20 protein-coding genes are annotated in these 24,515 nt (G+C 53.4%); 19 read left to right on the forward strand and 1 reads right to left on the reverse strand.

Features of this window, described 5'->3' with window-relative positions:
* The first annotated feature begins 29 nt into the window (after positions 1 to 29).
* The 3 genes from RID21_RS14200 to RID21_RS14210 all read left to right on the forward strand — a co-directional run bounded on the left by RID21_RS14200 (position 30) and on the right by RID21_RS14210 (position 6,190).
* Positions 30 to 632, forward strand: a complete 603-nt coding sequence (locus tag RID21_RS14200) for a peroxiredoxin (protein WP_350189878.1) — start codon at positions 30 to 32, stop codon at positions 630 to 632.
* Between the two features lie 160 nt (positions 633 to 792).
* Positions 793 to 1,500 (forward strand): hypothetical protein, encoded by a 708-nt coding sequence (locus RID21_RS14205; protein ID WP_350189880.1) that lies wholly within the window; start codon positions 793 to 795, stop codon positions 1,498 to 1,500.
* A 106-nt stretch (positions 1,501 to 1,606) separates the two neighbouring features.
* Positions 1,607 to 6,190, forward strand: coding sequence for an outer membrane protein assembly factor BamB family protein (locus tag RID21_RS14210; RefSeq protein WP_350189882.1), 4,584 nt, complete (start codon positions 1,607 to 1,609; stop codon positions 6,188 to 6,190).
* A 69-nt stretch (positions 6,191 to 6,259) separates the two neighbouring features.
* Here the strand turns inward: RID21_RS14210 and RID21_RS14215 are convergent, their stop codons facing one another.
* The gene (locus RID21_RS14215; RefSeq protein WP_350189884.1) at positions 6,260 to 7,240 is read right to left on the reverse strand and encodes an AAA family ATPase; all 981 of its coding nucleotides are present in this window, start codon (positions 7,238 to 7,240) and stop codon (positions 6,260 to 6,262) included.
* A gap of 446 nt (positions 7,241 to 7,686) precedes the next feature.
* Here RID21_RS14215 and RID21_RS14220 point away from each other — a divergent pair, with 446 nt between their 5' ends.
* From RID21_RS14220 to RID21_RS14295, 16 genes are all read left to right on the forward strand, one after another.
* The gene (locus RID21_RS14220; protein ID WP_145036263.1) at positions 7,687 to 8,166 is read left to right on the forward strand and encodes a CBS domain-containing protein; all 480 of its coding nucleotides are present in this window, start codon (positions 7,687 to 7,689) and stop codon (positions 8,164 to 8,166) included.
* Between the two features lie 236 nt (positions 8,167 to 8,402).
* Positions 8,403 to 8,963, forward strand: coding sequence for a ribosome recycling factor (gene frr / locus RID21_RS14225; protein ID WP_145036265.1), 561 nt, complete (start codon positions 8,403 to 8,405; stop codon positions 8,961 to 8,963).
* 142 nt (positions 8,964 to 9,105) lie between these two features.
* The gene (locus RID21_RS14230; RefSeq protein WP_350189886.1) at positions 9,106 to 10,293 is read left to right on the forward strand and encodes a phosphoglycerate kinase; all 1,188 of its coding nucleotides are present in this window, start codon (positions 9,106 to 9,108) and stop codon (positions 10,291 to 10,293) included.
* A 237-nt stretch (positions 10,294 to 10,530) separates the two neighbouring features.
* Positions 10,531 to 11,328 (forward strand): phytanoyl-CoA dioxygenase family protein, encoded by a 798-nt coding sequence (locus RID21_RS14235; RefSeq protein WP_350189888.1) that lies wholly within the window; start codon positions 10,531 to 10,533, stop codon positions 11,326 to 11,328.
* A gap of 27 nt (positions 11,329 to 11,355) precedes the next feature.
* Entirely contained in the window at positions 11,356 to 12,516 is a 1,161-nt protein-coding gene (queG, locus tag RID21_RS14240; protein WP_350189890.1) for a tRNA epoxyqueuosine(34) reductase QueG, read from the forward strand.
* A 146-nt stretch (positions 12,517 to 12,662) separates the two neighbouring features.
* The gene (gene dapB, locus RID21_RS14245) at positions 12,663 to 13,466 is read left to right on the forward strand and encodes a 4-hydroxy-tetrahydrodipicolinate reductase (protein WP_350189892.1); all 804 of its coding nucleotides are present in this window, start codon (positions 12,663 to 12,665) and stop codon (positions 13,464 to 13,466) included.
* Between the two features lie 302 nt (positions 13,467 to 13,768).
* Positions 13,769 to 14,371 carry a hypothetical protein gene (locus tag RID21_RS14250; RefSeq protein ID WP_350189894.1) on the forward strand — a complete coding sequence of 201 codons (603 nt, stop codon included), beginning with the start codon at positions 13,769 to 13,771 and terminating at the stop codon, positions 14,369 to 14,371.
* A 56-nt stretch (positions 14,372 to 14,427) separates the two neighbouring features.
* On the forward strand, positions 14,428 to 15,255 hold the full coding sequence (locus tag RID21_RS14255) for an ExeA family protein (protein WP_350189896.1): 828 nt from the start codon (positions 14,428 to 14,430) through the stop codon (positions 15,253 to 15,255).
* A 472-nt stretch (positions 15,256 to 15,727) separates the two neighbouring features.
* The gene (tuf, locus tag RID21_RS14260) at positions 15,728 to 16,909 is read left to right on the forward strand and encodes an elongation factor Tu (RefSeq protein WP_350189898.1); all 1,182 of its coding nucleotides are present in this window, start codon (positions 15,728 to 15,730) and stop codon (positions 16,907 to 16,909) included.
* Positions 16,910 to 17,166: 257 nt separating this feature from the next.
* Positions 17,167 to 18,945 carry a two-component system histidine kinase PnpS gene (pnpS, locus tag RID21_RS14265; protein WP_350189900.1) on the forward strand — a complete coding sequence of 593 codons (1,779 nt, stop codon included), beginning with the start codon at positions 17,167 to 17,169 and terminating at the stop codon, positions 18,943 to 18,945.
* 249 nt (positions 18,946 to 19,194) lie between these two features.
* A complete protein-coding gene (locus tag RID21_RS14270; RefSeq protein ID WP_350189902.1) occupies positions 19,195 to 20,199 on the forward strand; it encodes a PstS family phosphate ABC transporter substrate-binding protein in 1,005 nt (334 codons plus the stop codon).
* Positions 20,200 to 20,300: 101 nt separating this feature from the next.
* On the forward strand, positions 20,301 to 21,191 hold the full coding sequence (gene pstC, locus RID21_RS14275; protein WP_350189990.1) for a phosphate ABC transporter permease subunit PstC: 891 nt from the start codon (positions 20,301 to 20,303) through the stop codon (positions 21,189 to 21,191).
* Positions 21,188 to 22,066, forward strand: a complete 879-nt coding sequence (gene pstA, locus RID21_RS14280) for a phosphate ABC transporter permease PstA (protein WP_350189904.1) — start codon at positions 21,188 to 21,190, stop codon at positions 22,064 to 22,066. Before pstC ends, pstA begins: the two co-directional genes overlap by 4 nt.
* A 202-nt stretch (positions 22,067 to 22,268) precedes the next feature.
* A complete protein-coding gene (gene pstB / locus RID21_RS14285) occupies positions 22,269 to 23,051 on the forward strand; it encodes a phosphate ABC transporter ATP-binding protein PstB (RefSeq protein WP_149340869.1) in 783 nt (260 codons plus the stop codon).
* Between the two features lie 4 nt (positions 23,052 to 23,055).
* Positions 23,056 to 23,727 (forward strand): phosphate signaling complex protein PhoU, encoded by a 672-nt coding sequence (gene phoU / locus RID21_RS14290; RefSeq protein ID WP_350189906.1) that lies wholly within the window; start codon positions 23,056 to 23,058, stop codon positions 23,725 to 23,727.
* A gap of 33 nt (positions 23,728 to 23,760) precedes the next feature.
* On the forward strand, positions 23,761 to 24,474 hold the full coding sequence (locus tag RID21_RS14295) for a response regulator (protein ID WP_350189908.1): 714 nt from the start codon (positions 23,761 to 23,763) through the stop codon (positions 24,472 to 24,474).
* Positions 24,475 to 24,515: the final 41 nt, after the last annotated feature.

Genomic DNA, 24,515 nt, shown 5'->3' on the forward strand with positions numbered 1-24,515 from the left:
CAATTCTAATTTTAGACAAGGTGAATGACATGAAGGTATCGTATCGTAATATCGTCGGCTCCCTGTTGAGTCTGGTTTGTCTGTGTGGTTTGTCTGCCAGTGCCCAGGGACAGGTGAATGCACCTCCCGGAAAAGTGGAAGTCGGCGATGCGGCTCCTGCTTTCACAGCTACAGATGACGCGGGCAAAGGCTGGAAGTCGACTGATTATATTGGCAAGAAAATTCTGGTGGTCTACTTCTACCCTGCCGACATGACCGGTGGCTGCACCAAGCAGGCCTGTGGATTCCGCGATGATATGAAGAAGCTGCAGGGGAAAGACGTGGAAGTCGTGGGGGTGAGTGGTGATTCGGTACGTAATCATCAGTTGTTCAAAAAAGAGTATGATCTGAACTTCACACTGCTGGCAGATGAAGATGGCAGTGTGGCTAAGAAGTTTGGCGTTCCCCTGCGTCCCGGTTCCACGATTGAGCGGACCATCGATGGTAAAAAGGAGAAACTGACTCGTGGTGTGACAGCAGCCCGCTGGACTTTTGTGATCGACAAAGACGGTAAGGTTGCCATGAAGAACACCAAGGTTAAAGCTGCTGATGACAGCAAAGCCATCCTGAAGAAAGTCAATGAACTGAAGTAGTTCCTGCTTCGGAAACCGTTCTTTGGGCCGAAAACTACGGTTCAGAAGCGTTCACTCACCCGTAAAAATCGTCATTCGTACTCGACAGTCAACCGGCTGAGGGCATACAATTGACGGTGCGGGTGAGTTGTTTTTTGTTTGTTACCAGGGAGACAAGCCCATGAACCGTAACCGTTTGAATCAAATCCTGTCTGTCTCCGCCGCTGTGCTTATGCTGGCTGCCATGATGCTGTCAGGATGCGGGAAAACGGAAACGTCGAATAAGACGGCAACGGACGCCTCTACCGAAATGCCGGTCACCAAACCGGAAGCCGAACTGGGGGCAGCAGCGCCTCTCCCGGGATCAGCATCCTCGAAAACTGACATGAGTCAGACAGAGACGGTTTCATTCCAGTCAGGAATGGAAGTCGGAGAGATACCGATGCCGTTCGAAGTGGAAGATGTCACGGGACCCAATGAGGGAAAGACACTGTGTTACCGTTGTCTGTATGGGGAACGCCCTGTTGTGGGGATTTTCGTACGGGAACTGGGACCACAGACCGAGACTCTGATACAGAAGATCGATCAGGAAGTGGCCGCTCACAATGATGACAAGCTGGCTGCATTTGTGGTTTTGCTGACTGAGAATCCTGATGAGCAGAAATCGAAGTTAAAACAGATCGCCAGCGAGAAGAAAATTCGGCATGTACCGCTGACGGTGTATGAAGGCACTGACAGCCCGTTGGGTTATAACGTAAAGCAGGAGGCTGCCGTGAATGTCATGCTCTGGGAGGGCGTTGTTAAAGCGAACCGGGCATTCCGTACCGGGGAACTGGATCAATCGGGCATTCAGGAAGTCGTCGAAGATACCCGCTTGATGGTGAATTAGTTCTGTTGCCGGAGATGTGAGTCCGGTCAGGGCCAGGAGATTCGAAACTCGCTCGAATTTCAATGTTATTTTATTTAGACAGGACGTGGAAACACCGCCTTTGCCTATGTTGTTTGCATCAGACGCTACCAGATTACTTCCAGAACGCACCCGCTGTTTCCTGTATGGGGGCATGCTGATTCTGAGTTTACTGCAGCCCAGTTTCTGTTTCGGGCAGGAGTCCCTGGATGCGTGGCCCAATGGCCGCGATCAACTGGAGCTGTTTCCAGCGAGCCGTCAGTTTTCGAAACGCTACCAGGATGCCCGCCAACTAATCGATGAGAAGAACTATTCTGCTGGCATTCCAGAGTTGCAGGCAATTCTGGATGCCCCGGAAGATTTTGTGGCCATTGACCGGGGCGTGGGCTTTCACAGCCTGAAACGGGCTGCCGAGGATCAACTGGCGGCGTTACCTCCAGACGGGAAAAAATACTATTCGGTGCAGTACGGTCCCACCGCTGAGCAGATGTTGCGCGAAGCACGGGAACAGGACAACCAGGACCTCCTTCGCGAAGTCGTTCGCCGATTTTTTCATACCCAGGCGGGAGCCGATGCTGCTTACATGCTGGGTTCTTATTACTACGAGCGGGGTGATTTACCGGCTGCGGCGCAGTTGTGGGAATCGCTCAGCAAACGGCATGATCTGGCCGCTGAGAAGGAACCACATCTGACGTTCAAGCTGGCGGTCGCCTGGTATCATCTGGGGAACCTCGGAAAAAGCCGCCAGTCGCTGATGAAGCTGGCCCGTGAGACCAAAGATACAGACTATGTCTTTCCGAATGGCAAAAAGGTCGCGTTGTTCCAGGAAGGGCAGAACCCTGTGGCATGGTTATCCCAACTGGTGGGAACGCTGGATCTGAAGGGAGCCCGGGAACAGTCAGACTGGACTCTCTATCGTGGAAATGCAGAGCGAATCGCTTCCGCAGAGTTCGCCGTCCCTTCCTCGAAACCGGAGTGGCAATTTTCCACGATCCGCGATCCATTCTTACAGAACAATCCTAATCTGCCTCCCCTGGAAGCGATCCTGCAGAAACTGGGTGACTTCCGTCGCAAGCATCTGTCGGGTGTATTACCTGCTGCCAGTCCGATTGTGGCGGGCGACACCGTTGTCGTGAGAACACACAATAACCTGAAGGGCTTGGACCTGCAGTCCGGGAAACTGAAGTGGGAGACGACGGTTGCCGATGCGCTATTCCGCGAGATGCTGAAGGATCCGCAGAATTCCGATGAAGAATTTCTGGGTACTCCCCAGACCCCGTTACAGAAATATCTGACGCAGCGAGCCTGGCAGGATTACACGGTCGGCCATTTAAGCTCAGATGGCAAGCTGGTATTCAGCGTGGAAAACGTTGGCTTTATCGGCGGTTTCTATCACTTCAGCCGGGAAGACCAGGAGAGCGTTCTTTCACCCAACTCCTACAACCGCCTGATGGCCTTTGAAGTTGATACGGGTAAGTTTGTCTGGGAACTGGGAGGTCCCCGGTTACAGAACCCGATTAATTACTCGGGACACTACTTCCTCGGGCCGCCGTTGCCCCTGGATGGTAAGCTGTACGCTCTGGCGGAAGAGGGCCGCGAGTTTCGTCTGCTGGTGCTGGATCCGCAGACGGGGAAAACGCTCTGGACGCAGTCGCTGTTCCGTAGCGAGTATCCGATCGCCCGCGATTATACAACGGATCGTCGTCCGCTGGATCATATCCGTCGCCGCATGGGATTGAGTCCTTCGCTGGCCCATGGCGTTCTGGTCTGTCCGACCGGTTCGGGGTGTACGGTGGGGATCAACGCCGTAACACGTCAACTGCTCTGGCGAAATGTGGAGCCACGCAGAAATGCGATTACCTCTTACGCTGCCTTCAGCCGCGATGCGAACGAGAACGCCGAAGGCTGGGCGGAATTCACACCTTTGATTGTGGGTGACCGGGTCCTGTTACAGTCACGTACGGGACAGAACCTGAAGTGCCTGGATCTGTTTGATGGTCGACTGATCTGGTCGCGACCACGGCAGGAATACCTGTTTATCGCCTCGGTACAGGATGGGAATATCCTGCTGGTAGGACCGGGTTCAATTGAGGCACTCAAGTTAAGTGATGGAAGTCCGGCCTGGCCGAAAGCTCAGAAGATTCCCGCTCCCAGCGGACGGGGCATCGTGGTGCGGGATACGTATTTTCTACCTGTGGATACAGGAGAGATCCTGAGTATCCGCCTGGATGATGGCCTGATTCTAGCCCGGACACGGGTCGAGACCGACACGCTAGTGGGAAATCTGTCAGCCGGGAGCGGGATGCTGGTCGCTCAGAATGAGACCGAAGTCGTCGGGTTTCGATCGGCGGCGTCCATCATTGAACAGATTCGTCTGGCGAGTCAGTCGGATCAGCCAGCGAAACAGGCAGAGGCGGAACTCTTGCGAGGTGAGTTGTATCTTTACTCCGGAAATGTGAAACAGGCTCTGGCGAAAATTGAGCGGTCGATTGAGATCAAACCCACTATCCGTGCGCGGCGACTGTATGCAGACATGATGCTGGAAAGTCTTGATCATGACTTCAGTCAGTATGAGAGTCAGATCAGTAAAATTGAACCACTGCTCGTTGATGAAAATCAACAGCGTCGTTTCTTCCAGATCCTGGCGACAAGTTACCAGTCCAAGGGAAATCTGAAAGCGGCTCTGGAGAACTACCTGAAGCTCTCGGAATTGAAGAATCTGTTTTCTACCGAGACTGCCAAGGGGGGCGTTTTTGTTCGCACCGATCGCTGGATTCGTTCGCAGCTCGAACTGTTGATGGTGCGGGCGAATGAAGAGCAACGTCAGGAAATCGATGCATTCTTCTCCAGCTATTATACGAACCATCTGGCCTCTGCCGGTCAGGTTGAACTACAGCGATTCCTGAAGTGCTGTGGTAATCTGCCGGCCACACGTCAGGCGCGAATGCTGCTGGTTGAGCGGCTGACGCAAGAGCTGAAAACGGCATCTCCGGGAAAGCAGTCGGTCTTGCGTCGGCAACTGATGCAGCAACTTGAGCAGCTGCGCAACTCGGCGCAGCCTGTGAGTGCCGCCTTCGCCACTGCCAGACTGGCTGAAATCTATGTATCACTCAATCAATATGCCCAGGCGACTGAGCTGTTTAAGGAGCTGAAGACAAAGTGGCCCGATGTCATCTGTCTGGATGGGAAATCGGGTCGACAAGTGGCGGAAGCCTGGCAGTCAGTTCCGGAGTTTCAGAAACAGTCACATTCCAGGTCAGTCTGGCCTGACTATCCGGCCCAGGTATATCGCGATGAGCAGTCCAAAGGGCAGAACACTTCTCTGCCGGTGGAAATCATCGGACTGACGAATCCGTTGTTCGAAAATCACCGGCTGGAGGTAGGACCGGCGAAAGAACAGCTACTGGCATTCGACGGTGCAGGTAAACCGCTGTGGACCTTCTCACTGGCGGAAGCCGGGATCGAAGTTCCACAGCAGCCTTTCTTCTCGGCCCGCGTGTTCGAGAATTATCTGGTTGTGAATTTTGGGGCCGAGTTTTTTGTGCTGGATGCCATCAATCGGAAAACAGATGGTCAACCAACCCTGCTCTGGAAACAGAGGATGATTGCTGGTCCGCCGAGTCTGCGTGATTACATTTCCATCGAACGCAGTGGTTTGGCGCCGGTGTTACGCGAATATATCACGCGGAATTCGGATCGCGAACAACTGGGACGTATCGGTACGATCAATTCTGAATTCCTCTGCTATCAACTGGGCAGTGAATTAATCGCTGCCGATCTGCTGACTGGGGAAATTCTCTGGAAACGTCAGGGGCTGCCCAACAACAGCTGGCATTTTGGCGATGCGGAGCATGTGATTCTGATGACTTCTCAGAGCCGGACCGAGCCGCGGTACGTGGTACGCAGTGGTCAGAATGGAGAATCGGTCAATGCATTCAAACTGAAGCCGGGGCACTCGGCGATTTTTGCCTTTGAACGCTATCTGCTGACACTGGGACCGCCCGCCGATGATACACGCCGTCTTGAATTACGGGATCTGGTCAGCGATGAAGTGGTCTGGAGTTTTGAGATCAACAAAGATACCAACTATACGCTGGGGCAGAATTATGAGATCGCCATGATGGCAGCGGATGGAACGATTTCCATACGAGACCTGCGGACTGGCGAGAAGAAGGTCGAAGTCAAAGGCCAGGCTGCACCCAATGTGATGCGTGTGCTGCTGCTGGAGAACGAGAAGCAGTACCTGGTGTTTGTCAGTCTGCCTTATGTCGTAAAAAGCAGAGTAACGTATCGTCCTTTGAGTATGACGTCTCTCCTGTTTAACGGGATGTTGTATTCCATCGATCGTGAAACGGGAGAGCTGATGTGGTCTCGGATGCTCGAGGCACAGGGAATCGACTTCACGCAGTTCTTCGATTTGCCGGTGATGACGTTTGGCATCCGTCGGGTTATGGGTATTTCAACTTCTTCGGGAAATCAGGTTGATCTGGAGGTCATCGATCTGCGGGATGGTTCGCAGGTACTTAAAGAGACGACGAGCAGCAATCGTCTGCGAACCTGGGTCGTACCCGATCTGGAGCAGAAAGATATTCTGATCGAACCATTCCAGATCCGGTTGAGTTTTGAAGAACCGCCGGTAGTCGCGCCGAAACCTGCAGCGGCTCCTCAGTAGGGCAGCTCAGGCAACCGGTGCTAATGATCTGAGTCGACGCGCGAGTGCCTGACTGGATTTGATGACGATTTAATAGTTGTCGTCGTCTTCGTCATCCTCGAAGTCTTCAAAATCGTCATCATCCCGGTCCGGGTGCAGGGGGTTATCCGGGGAGAAGAAGAAGTCTCCCAGTCCCATCGGCATCATGTTGCCACCCAGGTTCTGCTGACGCTTTTCTGAGAGAGATTCGAGGTCGAGGGCATCATCACCCAGGCAGCTCTTCAGGGACTCGAGCCAGATGGTATCTTTGCTGAGGGGGTGTTCTTTATCCTGAGCGGCACGTTTGAGTGCCAGTCGCAGCACGTTGATGCCGTCACGGGTTGAGAAATCGAGTTTCAGGCTGTGTGACTGCTGCAGGAAGTCGACGGTCAGGTCGAGCATATGCTCATCGGCGAAGGGGAGATGATAGTGCAGGATCATCTTCTCATCTTCGCGGTTCGGATGTTCGAGAGTGATGCTGGGCTGCAGACGACTGAGGATGTAGTCGGGGATTTCGAAGGTAGACTCATCCTCGTTCATGGTGACCGCACAACGGAAATCGGGATGTGCGGGGATTGTGACGCCGGCGACAATGGATTCGATGTAGCGCCGATGATCGAGCAGTGGCGCGAGACTGGCCCATGATTTTTCATTCATGCGGTTGCCTTCATCGAGCACACAGATGCCGCCACGAATCATGGCACTGACGAGTGGAGAGGCGTGATACTTGATCTTCCCACTTTCGGCGAGTACCGGAGTGACCAGCAGATCTTCAGGTCGTGTGTCTGCAGTACATTGATAGATGTAGAGTTCCTGCTCGCGCGTGCGTGCGCCTGCGATGGCCAGCGAAGTTTTTCCGATACCGGGGGTGCCCACCAGTCGCGGTGTGAGTGGCATATCTTTTTCGTCGATTACCAGCCAGCAGGCGAGCAACTGCTTGAGTGCTTCATGTTGTCCGATCCAGTCGCTGACGGTCTGGTCCGGCCGTCCCAGATGCAGTCCGACACCATCGATTTCCACGCGTTGTGACATTGCCCTGATTTCTATTGTCTGACCAGGGGCTGTGAAACACCGCTGGTGCAGGAGATTCTAAAGTTGAGTAGGCGAAGCCTGATTATAAGCGTCCCGGAGCGTATCTGTCAGGTCTCGACTTCCAGGATGGGGGAGAAATTGGTGTAAAAGGCGCAGGAATCATTTTTTGCAGAAATCGTTAAGTCGTTGAAATTGTGAAAGATAACGCTGGTTAGATCACATGTACGGATACGTGATCAGCGGAAAAGATTTTGAGTAATCAAAAAGTGGTTGGTAAAATGTAAAAGTTTTCCACATTCGATTATGAATAACGTGCCAGGCGTTATTTCATTTCTATATTGAGTTCACACTGATCACATCGTTCTGAAGTCATTTCCTGTCACTGTTTATTGTGTGACTCACTGACCTGGTCTCTAAAATCGCCAATTTAGAAGGGGGGAAAAGCTATGGATAAGCCTGTACTCGCGAAAGACATCATGGTCACGAAGTTAATCACCTTAACTCCGGACATGGATGTACATGAAGCAATCGGGAAGCTGTTAAATCATCGGATTTCCGGTGCACCCGTATTGGATTCAGAACGCAGATTACTGGGTGTCTTTTCAGAACGGTGCTGCATGGATGTGCTGATTAAAGCCAGCTATGAGCAGTTGCCGTCAACGCAGATCTTTCCGTTTATCGATACGGAACCGCGGTGTATCACGGAAGACACGGATCTGTTGACCATCGCGCAGATTTTTCAGAGCACGCCGACACGTCGTCTTCCGGTCGTCCGCGATGGAAACTGCCTGGTCGGCCAGATCAGTCGCCGTGATCTCTTGAAGGCGGAACTGAAACATCTGCAGTTCAAGACCAATCTGCCTCAGGAGAAAAACCTGTTGTATCTGAGTGGCATTATGAACCGGGAAGAGTCACCGATTGCCTGATCGGTCTCCTGTGGCAGAGTAAAAAAGAAGAGTGAGTCTTGCCTGACAAAAACCAGCTGAACCTGTTTCAGCTGGTTTTTCTCGTTCCTGACGGTTTGATTTTCAGAGCTGGTCAACTAAAATCGGGCCAGTTCGCGTTGCTGACAGACTGAACATTTCCGGTCAGTGGGGCGAGCGGTATCCAGTCAGACATCGATTCTATTCAGATAAAGCTAACTATTCGAAGGACTTGCAGCATGGACCAGGCAGAGATTTTACTCGACGCGGAAGAGAGAATGGACAAAGCGGTTCACGTATTCCAGGGTCAGCTGCAGGGGATTCGTACGGGGCGGGCCACCCCCGGTCTGGTGGATTCGATCCGCGTGGATTACTACGGTTCGCCGACTCCGTTGAAGCAGATGGCGAACGTGAGCGTTCCCGAGCCGCAGCAGATTCTGATTCGGCCCTTCGATGCCCAGATGGTGGGAGAGATTGCCAAAGCGATCCAGGCCAGCGATATGGGACTGGCACCGAATACCGATGGTCGCGTCGTGCGATTGAACATTCCCCCGCTTTCGACAGAACGTCGTCGTCAGCTGGTCTCCCGCGTGAAAGAGCTGGCTGAAGAAGCCCGGATTTCGATCCGCAACATCCGCCGGGATGCAAACAAGCATGCTGACCAGTCCGAAAAAGACAAAGTGATGGGGGAAGACGAACGGGACGATACCAAGGATCAGATCCAGGAACTGACCAAAAAGTTCGAAGGTAAAGTCAACAGCATGGCGGATGCGAAAGAAAAGGACGTGATGGACGAGTAGTCCGTCGGTCTTTCAGTAGCCCGCGCTCGCAACTTAAAGTGCTCCCGCCAGAATTAGCAGGAATTCGTCATTTTTCGGACGGGTTCAATACAGTCACATTCTATCTTAACCTCTGTAATCAAAGAGACAGGTTCAAGTTTCCATGGCAAAGAAAACAATTGAAAACGTAGACGTAGCGGGTAAGACCGTATTGATGCGTGTCGACTTTAACGTTCCCCTGGATGACGATCTGAATATTACCGATGATCGCCGGGTGCGGATGGCTCTGCCTTCGATCAAGTCCGTTATCGATCGTGGCGGTCGCCTGATTCTGATGAGTCACCTGGGACGTCCCAAGGGGGATGCCGGTGATGCGAAATTCAGCCTCAAGCCAACCGCTGCCTGCCTGGGTAAACTGCTGGATCAGGACGTCGCCTTTGCGACGGATACGGTTGGCGACGATGCGAAGGCGAAAGTCGCTGCCCTGGAAGATGGTCAGGTACTGATCCTGGAGAACCTGCGGTTCAACGATGGTGAGAAAAAAGGGGATGCCACTTTCGCAGGTGCGCTGGCTGCGTTCGCTGATATCTACTGCAACGACGCTTTTGGTACCTGCCACCGGACCGATGCTTCGATGGTTGCAGTTCCGGAAGCCATGGACGGTAAGCCGAAAGTAGTTGGCTTCCTGGTATCGAAAGAAATTCAATACCTGTCCGATGCGATTGCCAATCCACAGCGTCCGTTCGTGGCGATTCTGGGGGGAGCGAAAGTCTCTGACAAGATCAACGTGATCAACAACCTGCTGGGCATCTGCGACAAGGTGCTCATCGGTGGCGCGATGGCTTACACCTTTGCTTTGGCGCAGGGTGGCAAGGTTGGCGGCAGTCTGGTGGAAGAGGACAAAGTCGAACTGGCCAAAGAACTGATCGCCAAAGGGGGCGACAAACTGATGCTGCCGGTCGACACGCACTGTGGCGACGACTTTAACAGCAACTGCAACAAGCAGGTTGTGAAAGCCGGTGAAATCCCCGATGGTTTCGAGGGACTGGACATCGGACCGGAATCGGCGAAACTGTTTGCTGAGACTGTTAAGTCCGCTAAAACAGTGGTCTGGAACGGACCGATGGGTGTGTTCGAAATGCCGCCGTTCGATGAAGGAACCAAAGCGGTTGCCCAGGCGATCGCAGACAGCGATGCAACCAGCATCATTGGTGGTGGCGACAGTGCCGCCGCGATCCAGCAGCTCGGTTTTGCCAATCAGGTCTCGCATGTGAGTACCGGCGGTGGTGCCAGCCTGGCGATGCTGGAAGGTCAGGAGTTTGCAGCTGTGAATCTGCTGGATGAAGCCTGATTGAATCCCGCTGAATAATCGAGTTTCTCAGACACAGTCCTTCACGTGAGGGACTGTGTCTTTTTGTTTGGCAATGATCTACTCGCAACCCGGGATGAGAGGCGGTAGAATAAATGAAAACTCAGGTTTAATGAGCGTAGTTTTGGTCACTGTCGGGCGAGCTGGCATTGATCCCGGGGTTTCACTGGTGATTATTCAATAGCTCTCATTAGCAGTTGTGAATGGGGAGTGAGGCAAATGGTGACGTCGTTATTCTCAAATGAAGAAATCGAGCGGTTTCAGCGTGATGGTTTTGTGATCGTGGAATCGTTATTCAGTGAGGAAGAAGTGGCGCTGCTGGGACAGATTGGCCGGGCGGACCTGGCGATGCAGCAGGCGACTTTCAGTCGGGATGACGGAGAAGGGGGTGCGGTCAAACTGAGCGTGGAGAACGAAGTCGGCGAAGACATCTATGGTGCGATTGCCGCCGGTCACCGGGTTGTGGATCGGATGGAAGAACTGCTGGGTGATGAAGTCTACCATTACCACCATAAGATGATCCAGAAAGAAGCGAAGGTGGGTGGTGCCTGGGCATGGCATCAGGATTACGGATACTGGTACAACAATGGTTGCCTGTTTCCGGATATGGCCAGCTGTATGATTGCCGTCGATCGGGCGACCCGGGAGAACGGTTGCCTGCAGGTGCTCAAAGGGAGCCATCTGATGGGGCGGATGAATCATGGCAAGGTGGGTGACCAGACCGGCGCAGATCCGGAGCGTGTGGCAGCGGCCTGCGAGCGGTTTGAACTCGTGTACTGCACGCTGGAACCCGGATCGACAATCTTCTTTCACTCCAATCTGCTGCACCGCTCAGACCAGAACAAGAGCAACCATCCGCGATGGGGGTTCATCTGCTGCTACAACACGAAGCACAACGATCCTTACAAAGAATCGCGTCATCCCCGTTATACACCGCTGACGAAGCGGGATGATGCGGACGTGTTGAAAATCGGTCATGCCCAGTGGAAACAGATGCAGGCAGATTCGTCGCTGTGATGAGTGACATGGAATTGTGGGAGCAGAATGGGTAAGAGTGCCGAAACCGCAGGGAATTCGCTGAGCCAGCAGAGTGCGCTGATCAAGCGACTGGCGCGCGAGGTCGGCTTTGATCTGGCCGGGATTGCGCCGGCGGTCACGCCCATTGGTTATCACAGCTTTCTGGACTGGCTGAACCAGGGATACGCGGGAGAGATGAGCTATCTCGAACGTCGTAAAGAGGCTTACGAACATCCACGCTATGTGATGAGTTCCGTGCGCAGTGTGCTGATGCTGACGTTGAATTATCAGACGGAGGAGCCGCCCGAGGTGACAGGAACTGAGGCGCGGGTTTCGCGTTATGCCTGGGGGACGACCGACTATCACAAGGTGATACGCAAGAAGCTGAAGCAGCTGTCGCGATTGATTCGCGAGCAGTATCCCGATTGTGAAACACGAGGCGTTGTCGATACTGCGCCGCTGCTGGAGCGGGACTTCGCTCAGTTGGCAGGACTGGGTTGGATTGGAAAAAACACGCTGCTGCTCAACAAACGGGAGGGAAGCTGGTTTTTTCTAGCGGGGCTGCTGCTGAGTGATGAGCTGGAATATGACGAACCGCAACAAACAAGCCATTGTGGCACCTGTACGCGGTGCCTGGAGGCCTGTCCGACCGATGCGTTCGTGGAAGCGGGGACGCTGGATGCGCGGAAGTGCATTTCGTATCTGACGATCGAACTGCGAGATCAGCCAATTCCAGCAGAGTTACGACCGGGGATGCAGGACTGGATGTTCGGCTGTGATGTGTGCCAGGATGTCTGTCCCTGGAATCGGAAGGCACCGATCAGCGGAGAACCAGCGTTCCAGCCGGTCGAAACGTTTACGCCCGTTGATGCTTGCGAACTGCTGACACTGGATGAAGCTGCATTTCAGGAGCGGTTCCAGAGTACGCCGATGTCGCGGGCCCGTCGGGCGGGGTTGCTCCGGAATGCAGCCATCGTACTGGGGAACCGGGGAGATGAGAGTGCAGTGCCGGCATTGTTGGGAGTACTCAATGATGATGAGTCGCTGATTCGAGGGGCTGTGGTCTGGGCGCTGGGACGGCTGGGAGCTCCGACCACGGTTGAGATGCTGCAAACCCGTCTGGAAATTGAGACCGAAACAGATGTGATTGAAGAACTCAAGCAGGCACTCAGCAGGCTGGTGAGTTGAGGCGAATAAACTGGAAAATGCGGGGAGAAAGTGGCGGGCTCTGATGGAAAAGTGGCAGTGCGTGTATTACGATCTGCAACAGAGTTAAGCCAACAAAAAATCTTTGGTTCGAATATCAGAACGTTATTGTGAATGGGAGCAGTGAGATGGGCGATCAACTTCTTGTCGGAGTCAATGGAGCCAGCGGTCGGATGGGACAGCGGGTGGCTGTGCTCGTATATCAGGATCCGGATCTTAAGCTGGGGGCTGCCCTGGAATCGGAGTCTTCTCCTGCCTTGGGGAAAGACGTGGGTGAAGTTGCCGGCATCGGTCCTGTTGGCCTGAACATTACGTCTGAGTTGACTGACCGCGTGGATGTGATCATCGACTTTTCCCTGCCGGCCGGACTGGTGAAAATCGCCGGGGTCTGTGCTGAACGGCAGATTCCGCTGGTCGCCGCTACCACCGGATTGACACCGGAACAGCGAAACGAAGTGCTGACGGCATCACAGACAACACCCCTGATTCTGGCCCCCAATATGAGTGTGGCTGTGAATCTGATGATGAAGCTGGTGCGGGAAGCCGCCCATTCGCTGAAGAATACTCCCAGTGGGGTTGATGTGGAAATCATCGAACGTCATCACCGTTTTAAAGAAGATGCTCCCAGCGGGACTGCGTTACATTTTGGTGAAATCATTGCCGACGAGATGGGACAGACTGAACACATTCACGGGCGGGAAGGTCGTCCCGGCCCGCGTCCGGTCTGTGAAATCGGCTATCACGCATTACGGACCGGCGACAATGTGGGTGAGCATACGATTGTCTTCGGTATGATGGGGGAGACGATCGACCTGACAGTCCGCGGCCATACCCGTGACAGCTATGTTTATGGCGCCCTGATGGCGGCCAAATATCTGACAACCCAGAAGGCAGGGATCTATACAATGGCGGACGTGCTGGGCCTGGGCTAAGTCTCGTTCTGTCAAAAAGTTATACCACGAAAATAATGCTGCCGGTATCGTTCAATCGTGCCGGTAGTTTTTGTTCCCAGTAACAGGTGTCACCGGTTTATTTTGGTAAAGCTTCCCGTTTTACCAAGTCTGTGAAATGATCAAGAGTGATACACCCGGTAACCGATACAAGAAGAGCGTTGACTGCCTCTCGACAGAACAGATTGAGGGGGAGAACGGACACCGTGTCCTGTCTAACCGGAATTCAGGGATTGAATTCTGATCTGCTGTCAAAACAGAGTCCCGTCTCGAAGGATCGAGTCATGAGCTGGCTGAAGTCTCTCAAATTCAAAAGCGTTCTGAGTCTCATCTCACGAGATTCCTCTCAAACCGAACGCCGGCCTCGCTTTGGTGTTCGCTGGAACCAGACGGCTAAAGTCTTCGTCGGTTTGATCGCCAGTGTCTGTTCAATGATGGCACTGATCTCCTTCTTCGGTTCGCTGGAAGAACCTTCTGTGGAAGATAAGCTGCTTTCCGATGCCGAGTCGCTGGCACCGGATCTGGGAAGCGGGGATGAACTGTCGATGGAATTTGGTCTGGATGCAGAGCTGCCGCTGCAGGAAGCGGTTGCTGATGTGGAAGCAGCCATGGGGGAAGTACAGACGGTTTCTATGGAACAGGCAGCAGGCAGCGGAGAGACCGGTTCGGGAGTCTATCATGCGTTGGGGCGCGATTATGGAGATCAGCAGACGAGTGGACGCGTCGAGCAGATTTCTGGAGCGCATCCCATTTATGTGTCGGGTAACAGGCAGTCCGGGGGTACGCAGAATGCAAGCAGCTCCGGGGCTGCCTGGCTGACTGGAGAAATTGAAGAGCTCGAGCTGCCAACAGTGCGCAGCGCTGCTGTTCCTTCAAGAAATTATTAAGAGAACAATTAAGCGGAAGTCTCAGAACTTTTAACCATTCGCGGGAATCAGAGTCGATGTATCAGAGTTACTGGAATCTGCAGAGCGGCCCTTTCGAAGAAAAGATGGACGCTGGGTATTTTTATGAGAGCCACCCGCATCAGGCCGGACTGCTGAAGTTGCAATACCTGGTGGAGAACCGCAAGGGGGCCGGCCTGCTGGTCGGAAGCCCGGGCAGCGGGAAATCCTACCTGTGCCACGTGCTGAAAAGTCAGCTTGCGGAGCGGCATCAACCGTTCGTACAACTGGTCTTTCCCCAGCTTTCACCTGTCGAGCTGATCTCATATCTCGCGGTTGAGTTAGGGGCGGAAGAGGCGGGCATCGAGCCGGGAGTTACCGGTAAGGATCGAATTATCCGCGCCTTGCATCGGCAGTTACAGCTGCTTTGTGATCAGGGGGCACAGCCCGTGATTGTGATCGATGAAGCCCATCTGATTGCAGACCAGCGAATTTTCGAGACATTGCATCAGTTGCTCAATTTCCAGCAGACCTCCGATGTCGACTTCACGCTGTTGCTGGTAGGAGACCGGTTGTTGCTGAGTCACCTGCAACGATCCGCGCAGCTGGATGACCGCATTTCGGTCCGCTGTCTGCTCAGACCGTTTTCTGTGGAAGAGACACAGCAGTATGTTGAGCATCGTCTGCAGGTCGCCGGTCGGACCGAACCGGTGTTCGAAGCATCTGCATTCCAGACGTTGTTCGAACTGACGCAGGGGAATCCGCGGAAGATCAATCGTTTGTGTGATCTGGGGCTGCTGGTCGGTTATGCCGACGAACTGCCGCTGATTACCTCAGACGTCCTGGAAGCGGTTTCAGAAGAACTCGTGACCTCCATTCCAGACTGATACTCATTCAGCGGAATAATTCTATTTAGCGTAGTATCATCTACAGTTGAGTATATCGATTAAGTTACGCGCTGACCTGTTTCGCAGGGCAGCGCGTTTTTTTTGTGAACCTGCTTCTGTGCTTTGGTGTCTGCTTCCCAACGGGTAATGCTACCCCATTAATTCGTACAGGGAAAAACCATGTTTCACTTCTTCTCCAGCGAGAGTTCATCGAGCAGCTCGTCAGAATCTGACGGGACGGGGTCGGTGTGTGAAGTGTGAACGTCGACATTGAATGAATTCAAGCCCGTCCGATTCTTTGATCGGACGGGCTTTTTTTATTGGTATGCCCCAGTTGGGGCGAGGCTCGCATTTTTTCGTTGCATCAGCCGATCTGGCGCTGCACGGGCACAAAAAGGCTGCTGAGGCTGCTCACCTCTTCAGCTGGCCGGCAGATGTGACACACTCCTCTTGAGAAAGGAGGCTATGAGCAATGGTTCATAAAGTTCATGTGAATATGGGAACGATCGGTCATATCGATCATGGAAAGACAACGCTGACGGCTGCGATCTTGAAGGTGCAGGCACAGCGTGGTCTGGCGCGCGTCAAGTCGTACCAGGAGATCGCCCGCGGCGGTATCGAACGCGATAAAAACAAGACTGTGACGATCCTGGCGTCGCATGTGAAATACGAAACGGACAAGCGGACGTACGCGCACATCGACTGTCCGGGACACGCGGATTACATCAAGAACATGATCTCCGGTGCAGCCCAGATGGATGGTGCGGTGCTGCTGGTCTCGGCCGCCGACGGTCCGATGCCCCAGACACGCGAGCACATTCTGCTGGCGCGGCAGGTGGGTGTTCCGCACCTGGTCGTATTTCTCAACAAGTGTGATCTGGTGGATGATCCGGAGCTGATCGAACTGGTAGAGCTGGAGCTGCGGGAAATGCTGACGCATTATGGCTTTGCTGGAGATGAAGTTCCCTTTATCTACGGTTCCGCGAAACTGGCCGATGCACGTCCGGATGATCCGGATGCCTCCCGGTGTATCCACGACCTGCTGGAGACGCTCGATACCTACGTGCCGGATCCGCAGAGGCTGACTGACAGGCCGTTTCTAATGTCGGTCGAAAACGTGTTCAGCATCATGGGCCGCGGGTCTGTGGTGACGGGTAAGATCGAACAGGGGCAGATCCGTCCCGGCGATGCGGTCGAGATTGTCGGTCTGTGTGAAGATACGCGCACTGATGTTGTGACTTCGGTGGAGTCGTTCAACGCACTGGTCGACACGGGCTATGCCGGCGACAACGTGGGCTGCCTGTTGAGAAAGACGAACTACTCAGAAGTTTCGCGGGGTCAGGTGCTGGCAGCAGTTGGCACTGTGACGCCGTATCGAAACTTCGAGGCGGAAGTTTATGTATTGAAAAAGGAAGAAGGGGGACGGCATACGCCTTTTTTTGATGGCTATACGCCCCAGTTTTTCTTTCGTACGACGAACGTCACGGGAACCGCACGGGTGGAAGGCCAGGCAGATCTGGCCATGCCCGGTGACGGTGTGACACTGAACGTGATGCTCAACCAGCCGATCGCGCTGGCTGAGGGGGACCGGTTTGCGATACGCGAAGGCAGCAAAACGGTCGGTTCGGGAGTGGTCACACGCGTGATTGCCTGATGTGGGTGCCCCTGGTCTGCCTTGGTGGATCAGGGGCATTTTACTGGAGCAGCAGTGCTGTTCGTGGCCGTGTTCTGTTGAAGTCTGCGTGAAAATGGGGGACAGCCCTTGCGAAATACAGGGGGGCGGGTTCACAATAGGCCAATTCATTTCAACCCGATAGGGAAATCTCGTTGCGTGTGGGAGTGAAAACAGGCCAGCTTAAAAGTGGTCTGACATGATTCCCTGCACGGACCGTCAACAAGGTAAATGTCTGAATGTGGTCTTCGCGTCTGTTCTGGAAACTGTTCCTGGTTTATGCCGGTCTGAATATTGCTTCCGCGATTGTATTCGTGCTGATTGTTTCGGGACGTCAGAAGACCCAGGTGGAAGACCAGGTGCAGCAGCGTCTGCATGACTCAGCGGTGATCATGCGGAGCAGCATGGAGGGGGTCTTCGACAGAGGATTCTCTGAGCAGCTGCAGATCAAAGTTGAGAAGCTGGGGGCCGAAACCGGTACGCGGATTACACTGATCGATATGGACGGGGTCGTGATTGCCGATTCGGATCAGAGTTCACTACAGCTGGTTCGCGACATGGAGAACCATAAAAACCGGGTGGAAGTTATCAAAGCGCTGGCGACAGGTTGGGGGACTTCTGAACGGAGAAGTCCGACGCTGAGTGAACCCATGAAGTATTATGCGCTCTTGTACAGGCATGATGGCGAGCCTAAGGGGGTGGTGCGTGTTTCAATTACGATGTCCAAGATCCAACTGGAGATCGCGTCGATTGAGAAGCTGATCTGGAGTATTGCGCTGCTGGTCAGCTTTACGGTGATGCTGATCACCTACTGGGTGGTCGCCCGCATGATCCGTCCCCTGACGATTCTGACCAACGCAGCCGAGTCGATTGCCAATGGGGATTACGATCAGAAACTGTATTTCCCCCAGCATGATGAACTGGGAATCCTGGCCCAGTCCTTCAACCATATGAGTAAGGAGATGGCCGAACGCGTGCGTCAGCTGCAGGCGAGCGGTGATCGTCTGAGTACCGTGCTGGAGGGGATGGTCGAAGGCGTGATCGCGACCAATGAACGACAGCATGTGCTGTTTGCCAATGAGTCGGCGGGGCGGTTATTGTTTTTCTCGCCGGAAGAGGCACAAGGGAAACCGTTATTTGAATCGGTGCGAAATCATCAGCTGCAAAAGGCGGTGACAGAGGTGTTAAAAACCCTGGAACCCCAGCGGATGGAAGTGGAACTCGAGAGTACCAGCGATCGGATTCTGGGGGTGACCACGACTCCGCTGCCCGGCACTCCCTGTCCGGGTCTGGTGATTGTGTTATTTGACATGACCGAGTTGCGGCGGTTGGAATCATTGCGTCAGGAGTTTGTCGCGAATGTCTCACATGAATTGAAGACGCCTTTGAGTTCCATTAAGGCGTACACGGAGACCCTGATTCGTGGTGCGATGGATGATCCGGAGATCAGCAAAACTTTTCTGATGCGGATCGAAGAACAGGCAGACCGTCTGCACCAGTTGATTCTCGACTTGATCAGCCTGGCGAGTATCGAATCAGGAAATCAGGTCTTTGATATTATCAGTATCGAGCTGCGTCCGTTTGTTGAGTCCTGCCTGGTAGATCAACAGACTGTGGCGGAGTCGAAGCAGATTGAGCTGATCATTGAAGAGCAGGAGCCCGGTTTGCGAGTCAAAGCTGACGAAGAAGGCTTGCACCAGATCCTGGGGAACCTGATCAACAACGCGATCAAGTACACGCCGGCGCAGGGAACGATTACGATACGCTGGCAGCGTGATGAAGGTAACATGGTGTTAATGCAGGTGCAGGATACCGGGATCGGGATCGAGGAGAAGCATCTGGCCCGTCTGTTCGAGCGGTTCTTCCGGGTCGACAAAGCGCGTTCACGTGAATTGGGTGGAACCGGGCTGGGGCTCTCCATTGTGAAGCACCTTGTACAATCGTTTAATGGTACGATTGGTGTGACCAGTAAGGTCGGGACAGGAACGACGTTTTCTGTCCGTCTCCCCCGTGGCTGAGATCGGGGTTGAGTGTGATAAGTGCTGTGTAATTCCTGTGTTAGGATGCGCATTTTCGGTGGTTGAGTTGTTCCGGAAAGATTAAGTACTTCACGATTTCTTAATATAGTCTTAACAAATTGCGGGTATGGTAACACGCGTCTGAGAGAGGCTACAGGTGCCCGTTCGCTCTGAACGGCGGTGTGGTCTCTGAATCAAAGCCAAAAACCATCTTATTTAACTATATCGCAATTGGGAGAAACACACACGATGATCACGACAAACAAGGGGAAAGTATGGGGGCTGCTGTGTCTGGCCATTGGCGTTTCCCTGATTGGCGTTGGATGCAACGGGAACAGCGACGGCCCGGCAGCCAAGCAGGCTGGATCTGAGCCAGGAGCGGAAGCACCTGCTGAGGGTGGCGAGAAGCTGGAAGGCAGTGTGAAAATCGATGGCTCCAGCACCGTGTATCCCGTGAGTGAAGCGGTTGCCGAAGAGTTTCGTGCAGTGCAGCCCAAGATTCGTGTAACGGTTGGTGTCTCCGGTACCGGTGGCGGTATGAAGAAATTTATCGCAGGTGAAGTCGATATCTGCGATGCATCTCGGGCGATGAAAGAAAAAGAAGCCAACGCCTGTAAAGAACAGGGAATCGAGTTCATCGAACTGTCAGTCGCGTTTGACGGTCTGGCTGTGATCGTGAACCCCAAGAATGACTGGTGCGATTGCCTGACCGTCGGTCAGCTCAAAGAACTGTGGCGTCCGGAAAGTGGCGTCAAGCAGTGGAAAGACCTGGATCCCAAGTGGCCTGCCAAGGACATCAAGCTGTACGGTCCGGGAACTGACTCGGGTACTTTCGATTACTTCACTGAAGCAATCGTTGGTGAATCCAAGGCCAGCCGGGCTGACTACACTGCCAGTGAAGACGATAACGTGCTGGTGACCGGTGTCTCCGAAGACGCAGATGCCCTGGGTTACTTCGGCTACGCTTACTACGAAGAAAACAAAGACAAACTGAAGCTGCTGGCTGTTGATGGTGGCAAAGGTTGTGTCAAACCTTCACTGGAAACCGTGCGGAACAATACTTATGAGCCACTGTCCCGCCCGCTGTTCATCTATGTGCGGAAGTCTGCTCTGGAGCGACCTGAAGTTGTTGCCTTTATCAAATTCTACATGGAAAACGCTGCAGCTCTGTCGAAAGACGTGGGTTATGTGCCCGTCTCAGAAGAAGTTCAGAAGAAGAACATGGAAACCCTTAATGGAGCTTTGTCGAAGTGACAAACGAACGTTCTGACGCAGGACAACCAGTTGAAGTCAACGGGGGGGAGGCAGCGGTCGCAGGGCTGCCTCGCCCTGCGTCTCTTGAAAGTGCGAGTGGTGTGTGGAACCGTCTGCGTCCTGTGTATGAGGGCCTGGTTCACTTCTCGCTGTTTATCTGCGCCAGTATTTCAGTGCTGGTGACCGTAGGCATTGTGATCATTCTGCTGTACGAATCGGTCAAGTTCTTCTACGACGTGCCTGTGCTGGAGTTTCTGACGGGGACTGAATGGACTCCGTTGCTTAAGCCACAGCACTTCGGGATTCTGCCTCTGCTCTGTGGGACGATGCTGGTGGCCGGCGGTTCCGCGATTGTGGCGGTTCCCATTGGTTTGGGGACGGCGATTTATCTGAGTGAATATGCATCTCCCCGCTTCCGCGACATCGTGAAACCAATCCTGGAAATCCTGGCCGGTATCCCATCGGTCGTTTATGGATTTATGGCAATTGTGTTTGTGTCTCCGATCATCCGCCAGATTTTTCCCAGCGCCGGCGTATTTAATGCAGCCAGTGCCTGCGTCGTGGTGGGGATCATGATCCTGCCGATGATCATTTCTCTGAGTGAAGATATTCTGCAGTCGGTCCCGATTTCATTGCGGGCAGCAGCTTCTGCGCTGGGAGCAAACAAATTTGAAGTGACAGTACGAGTGGTCCTGCCGGCTGCGATGTCGGGGATTATTGCCAGCTTCCTGCTGGCCATCTCCCGTGCAATTGGTGAAACAATGGCGGTGACTCTGGCGGCAGGGGCGACACCCAAACTGACCCTGAATCCCCTGGAAAGTGTTCAGACCATGACCGCTTATATTGTGCAGGTGAGTCTGGGAGATACACCTGCAGGCACGATTGAGTACCGTACAATTTTTGCAGTCGGCCTTGCCTTGTTTGTTACAACAATGACGATGAACGTGATTGCTCAATATATTCTCTCCCGAGTAGGAGAACGCTACGAATGAGCACAAAAATCGATATTTATACTAAGAGACGCCGCGGGCGTATCGTGAACGGGATGTTTACTGCGGCCTGTTTTCTGGCCACGATTTCCTGTGTGCTGGTGCTGCTGGTTTTGATCTGGAATATCATTCTGCAGGGTAAAAGCTGGTTGAGCTGGGACTTTATCGAGTCCCTGCCATCACGGTTCCCTGAAAAAGCCGGTATCAAGACAGCACTGTGGGGCAGCATCTGGCTGATCTGTCTGACGGCCCTGTTTTCGGTGCCGCTGGGAGTAGGGGCTGCCGTTTATCTCGAAGAGTATGCTCCGCGGAGCCGCTGGCGGAAATTGATTCAGTTGAATATTGCGAATCTGGCCGGTGTGCCTTCCATTGTTTATGGAATTCTGGGGCTGGGACTGTTCGTCCGGACGCTGGCTTTTGAGCGGAGCGTGCTGTCCGGCGCACTGACACTGACCCTGGTTGTATTGCCGATCATTATTCTGGCGTCCCAGGAAGCGTTGCGGGCGGTACCGGATTCGATCCGACGTTCGGCTTATGCTCTGGGGGCGACCCGCTGGCAGACGGTGTGGTACCAGGTGCTGCCGGCTTCCCTGCCGGGGATTATGACGGGAGTGATTTTATCCCTCTCGCGGGCACTGGGAGAAGCGGCACCTTTGCTGGTTGTCGGGGCGATGGCTTATGTTCCCTTTGTACCGGAAAAATTATCGGATGAGTTTACCGCTCTACCGATTCAGATTTTCAACTGGACCTCGCGGCCGCAGGAAGAGTTTCATCATCTGGCGGCAGCCGGGATTTTAGTACTGCTGGTTGTACTGGTCAGCATGAATGCCGTAGCGGTGTTCGTGCGGCATAAATACGGAAAAAAGATTCGCTGGTAAGAGAGGGAACCTGGCGATCGGGAAAATACGAAATTCTCCCGCACATATTTGATTTCGATTATCTATAATAGTATTCAGCGGGGATAACCAATTTATGGCTTCAACACCCTCGGTTAAAAATAATATGCAATCACCTGATAAAGCAGCCTCCACTCATTCACAGGGTCCTGTCGTGCGGCCTTCGATTCCTGAAGGTAAAAGCATGCGGACTGCCGATGAGTTGGCGCAGGCTACTGAAAAGATCAGCGTGCGTGACCTGTCATTTTATTATTCCGATAACCGCGCTTTAACTGATATTTCGCTTTCGATTCCTGAGCGGTGCGTGACTGCGTTCATTGGCCCCTCAGGCTGTGGAAAGTCGACGTTTCTCCGGTGTCTGAACCGGATGAATGATATGATCGAAGGCACCCGGGTCGAAGGCGAGATCCTGCTGGAAGGTCAGGATATTTATTCCAGCCGCACAGACATCGTGACCTTGCGGAAGCGGATCGGGATGGTATTCCAGAAGTCGACTCCATTTCCGAAATCGATTTTCGATAACGTGTCGTTCGGTCCCAAGATCGCGGGGATCCGTAAAAAGAAAGATCTGTACGAGATCGTCGAGCGCTCTCTGCAGCGGTCAGCACTGTGGGATGAAGTCAAAGATCGCCTGAGCGATTCTGCATTGAACCTGTCGGGTGGTCAGCAGCAGCGGTTATGTATCGCCCGTGCTCTGGCCAACGATCCGGACATTCTGTTGATGGATGAACCGGCGTCGGCACTCGATCCGGCTTCAACGGCACGGATCGAAGACCTGATCTTCGAACTTAAAGAACAGTACACGATTGTGATCGTTACGCATAACATGCAGCAGGCGGCTCGTGTGTCCGACCAGGCTGCCTTTTTCTATCAGGGGCTGCTGATCGAATCCGGAGCGACGGAAGAGCTCTTCACGAATCCCAAGAAACAGCAGACCGAAGACTACATTACCGGCAGGTTTGGATAAGCCAATGACAAAACATTTACAGCGTGATATGGAATCACTGGAGCGGGAAATCATCACCCAGTCATCGCTGGTGGAAGAGATGATTTCTAAAGCCAGTCGCGCGCTTTACGAAGTTCAAGTTGATCTGGCCAATGAAGTGATTGAGCAGGAACGGGCAATCAACGAGAGTGAAGTGAAGATTGAGGAAGACTGCCTGAAGATTCTGGCGCTGCATCAGCCGGTGGCCGTCGATTTGCGCGAGACGGCAACGGTGCTGAAGATTAACAATGATCTGGAGCGTATTGCCGATCTGGCGGTGAATATAGCTGAGCGGACCATCGGTCTGTCGCATTATCCGAATTTCCACATTCCTGCTGCCCTGGAACCCATGACCAAAGTTACGGTTTCGATGTTACGCGACGCGATTGACGCGTTCATCGATTTCGATACCGATAAGGCCCGTGAGGTCTGTAAACGTGATGATATTGTCGACGGTTACAACCGCGAGATTATCAATGAAATCTACGGATTGATGCAGACCGATCAGAGTCTGATTAAGCCGGCATTACATTTTTTCTCTTCTGCGCGCCACATTGAACGTATTGCCGACCATACTACAAATATTGCGGAAGATGTGATTTACCTGACCGAGGGCGAAATTATCCGTCATCGTCACAAAGAAACATTTTCCACCTGACCCGCTTTTACAGAGGTGTTATAAGAAAAAGACATGTCAAAGAAACGCATTCTTGTGATTGAAGATGATCGTTCTCTCTCTGAAGTTCTCGCATACAATCTGCGACAGGAGAAGTACGATGCCGTGGTGGCCCTGGATGGGATGGACGGGTTACGGCAGGCCCAGTTGAAAACGCCTGACCTGATTATATTAGACCTGATGTTGCCTCAGATGGACGGACTGGAAGTCTGTCGCAGACTGCGATCAGACCCGGTAACATGCAATGTGCTGATACTGATGCTGACCGCGAAATCTGAAGAGACCGATCAGGTCGTCGGTTTCACGCTGGGGGCTGACGATTACGTAACCAAGCCGTTCAGCGTCAAGATTCTGCTGGAGCGGATCAAGGCTCTGCTTCGTCGACGTGAAAGCAATGGCGAAGCCTCAGATACCATCGTGAGCCAGGGAGTGATGATCGACCGCCGGCGTCACCGGGTGATGATTGACGATGTGCCTATCTCTCTGACCCGCAGTGAATTCGAACTTCTGGAAGCGCTGGTTCGTCAGCCGGGGCGAGTGTTCTCCCGTTCTGAGTTGATTGATGCGGCTCTGGGAGACGATGCCCTCGTGCTGGAGCGGACGATTGACGTTCATATCCGGGCTCTGCGTCAGAAACTGGATAAGCACGCGGAGTTGATTGAAACGGTGCGTGGAGTTGGTTATCGATTCCGTGATCCTGACACCGCATTTAAGAAACAGACGACGTAAATCGTTTGGCAGAAGGCTGAAACGACATTAAACAGGTCTGC

The organism is Gimesia sp. (genome assembly GCF_040219335.1).
Lineage (GTDB): Bacteria > Planctomycetota > Planctomycetia > Planctomycetales > Planctomycetaceae > Gimesia.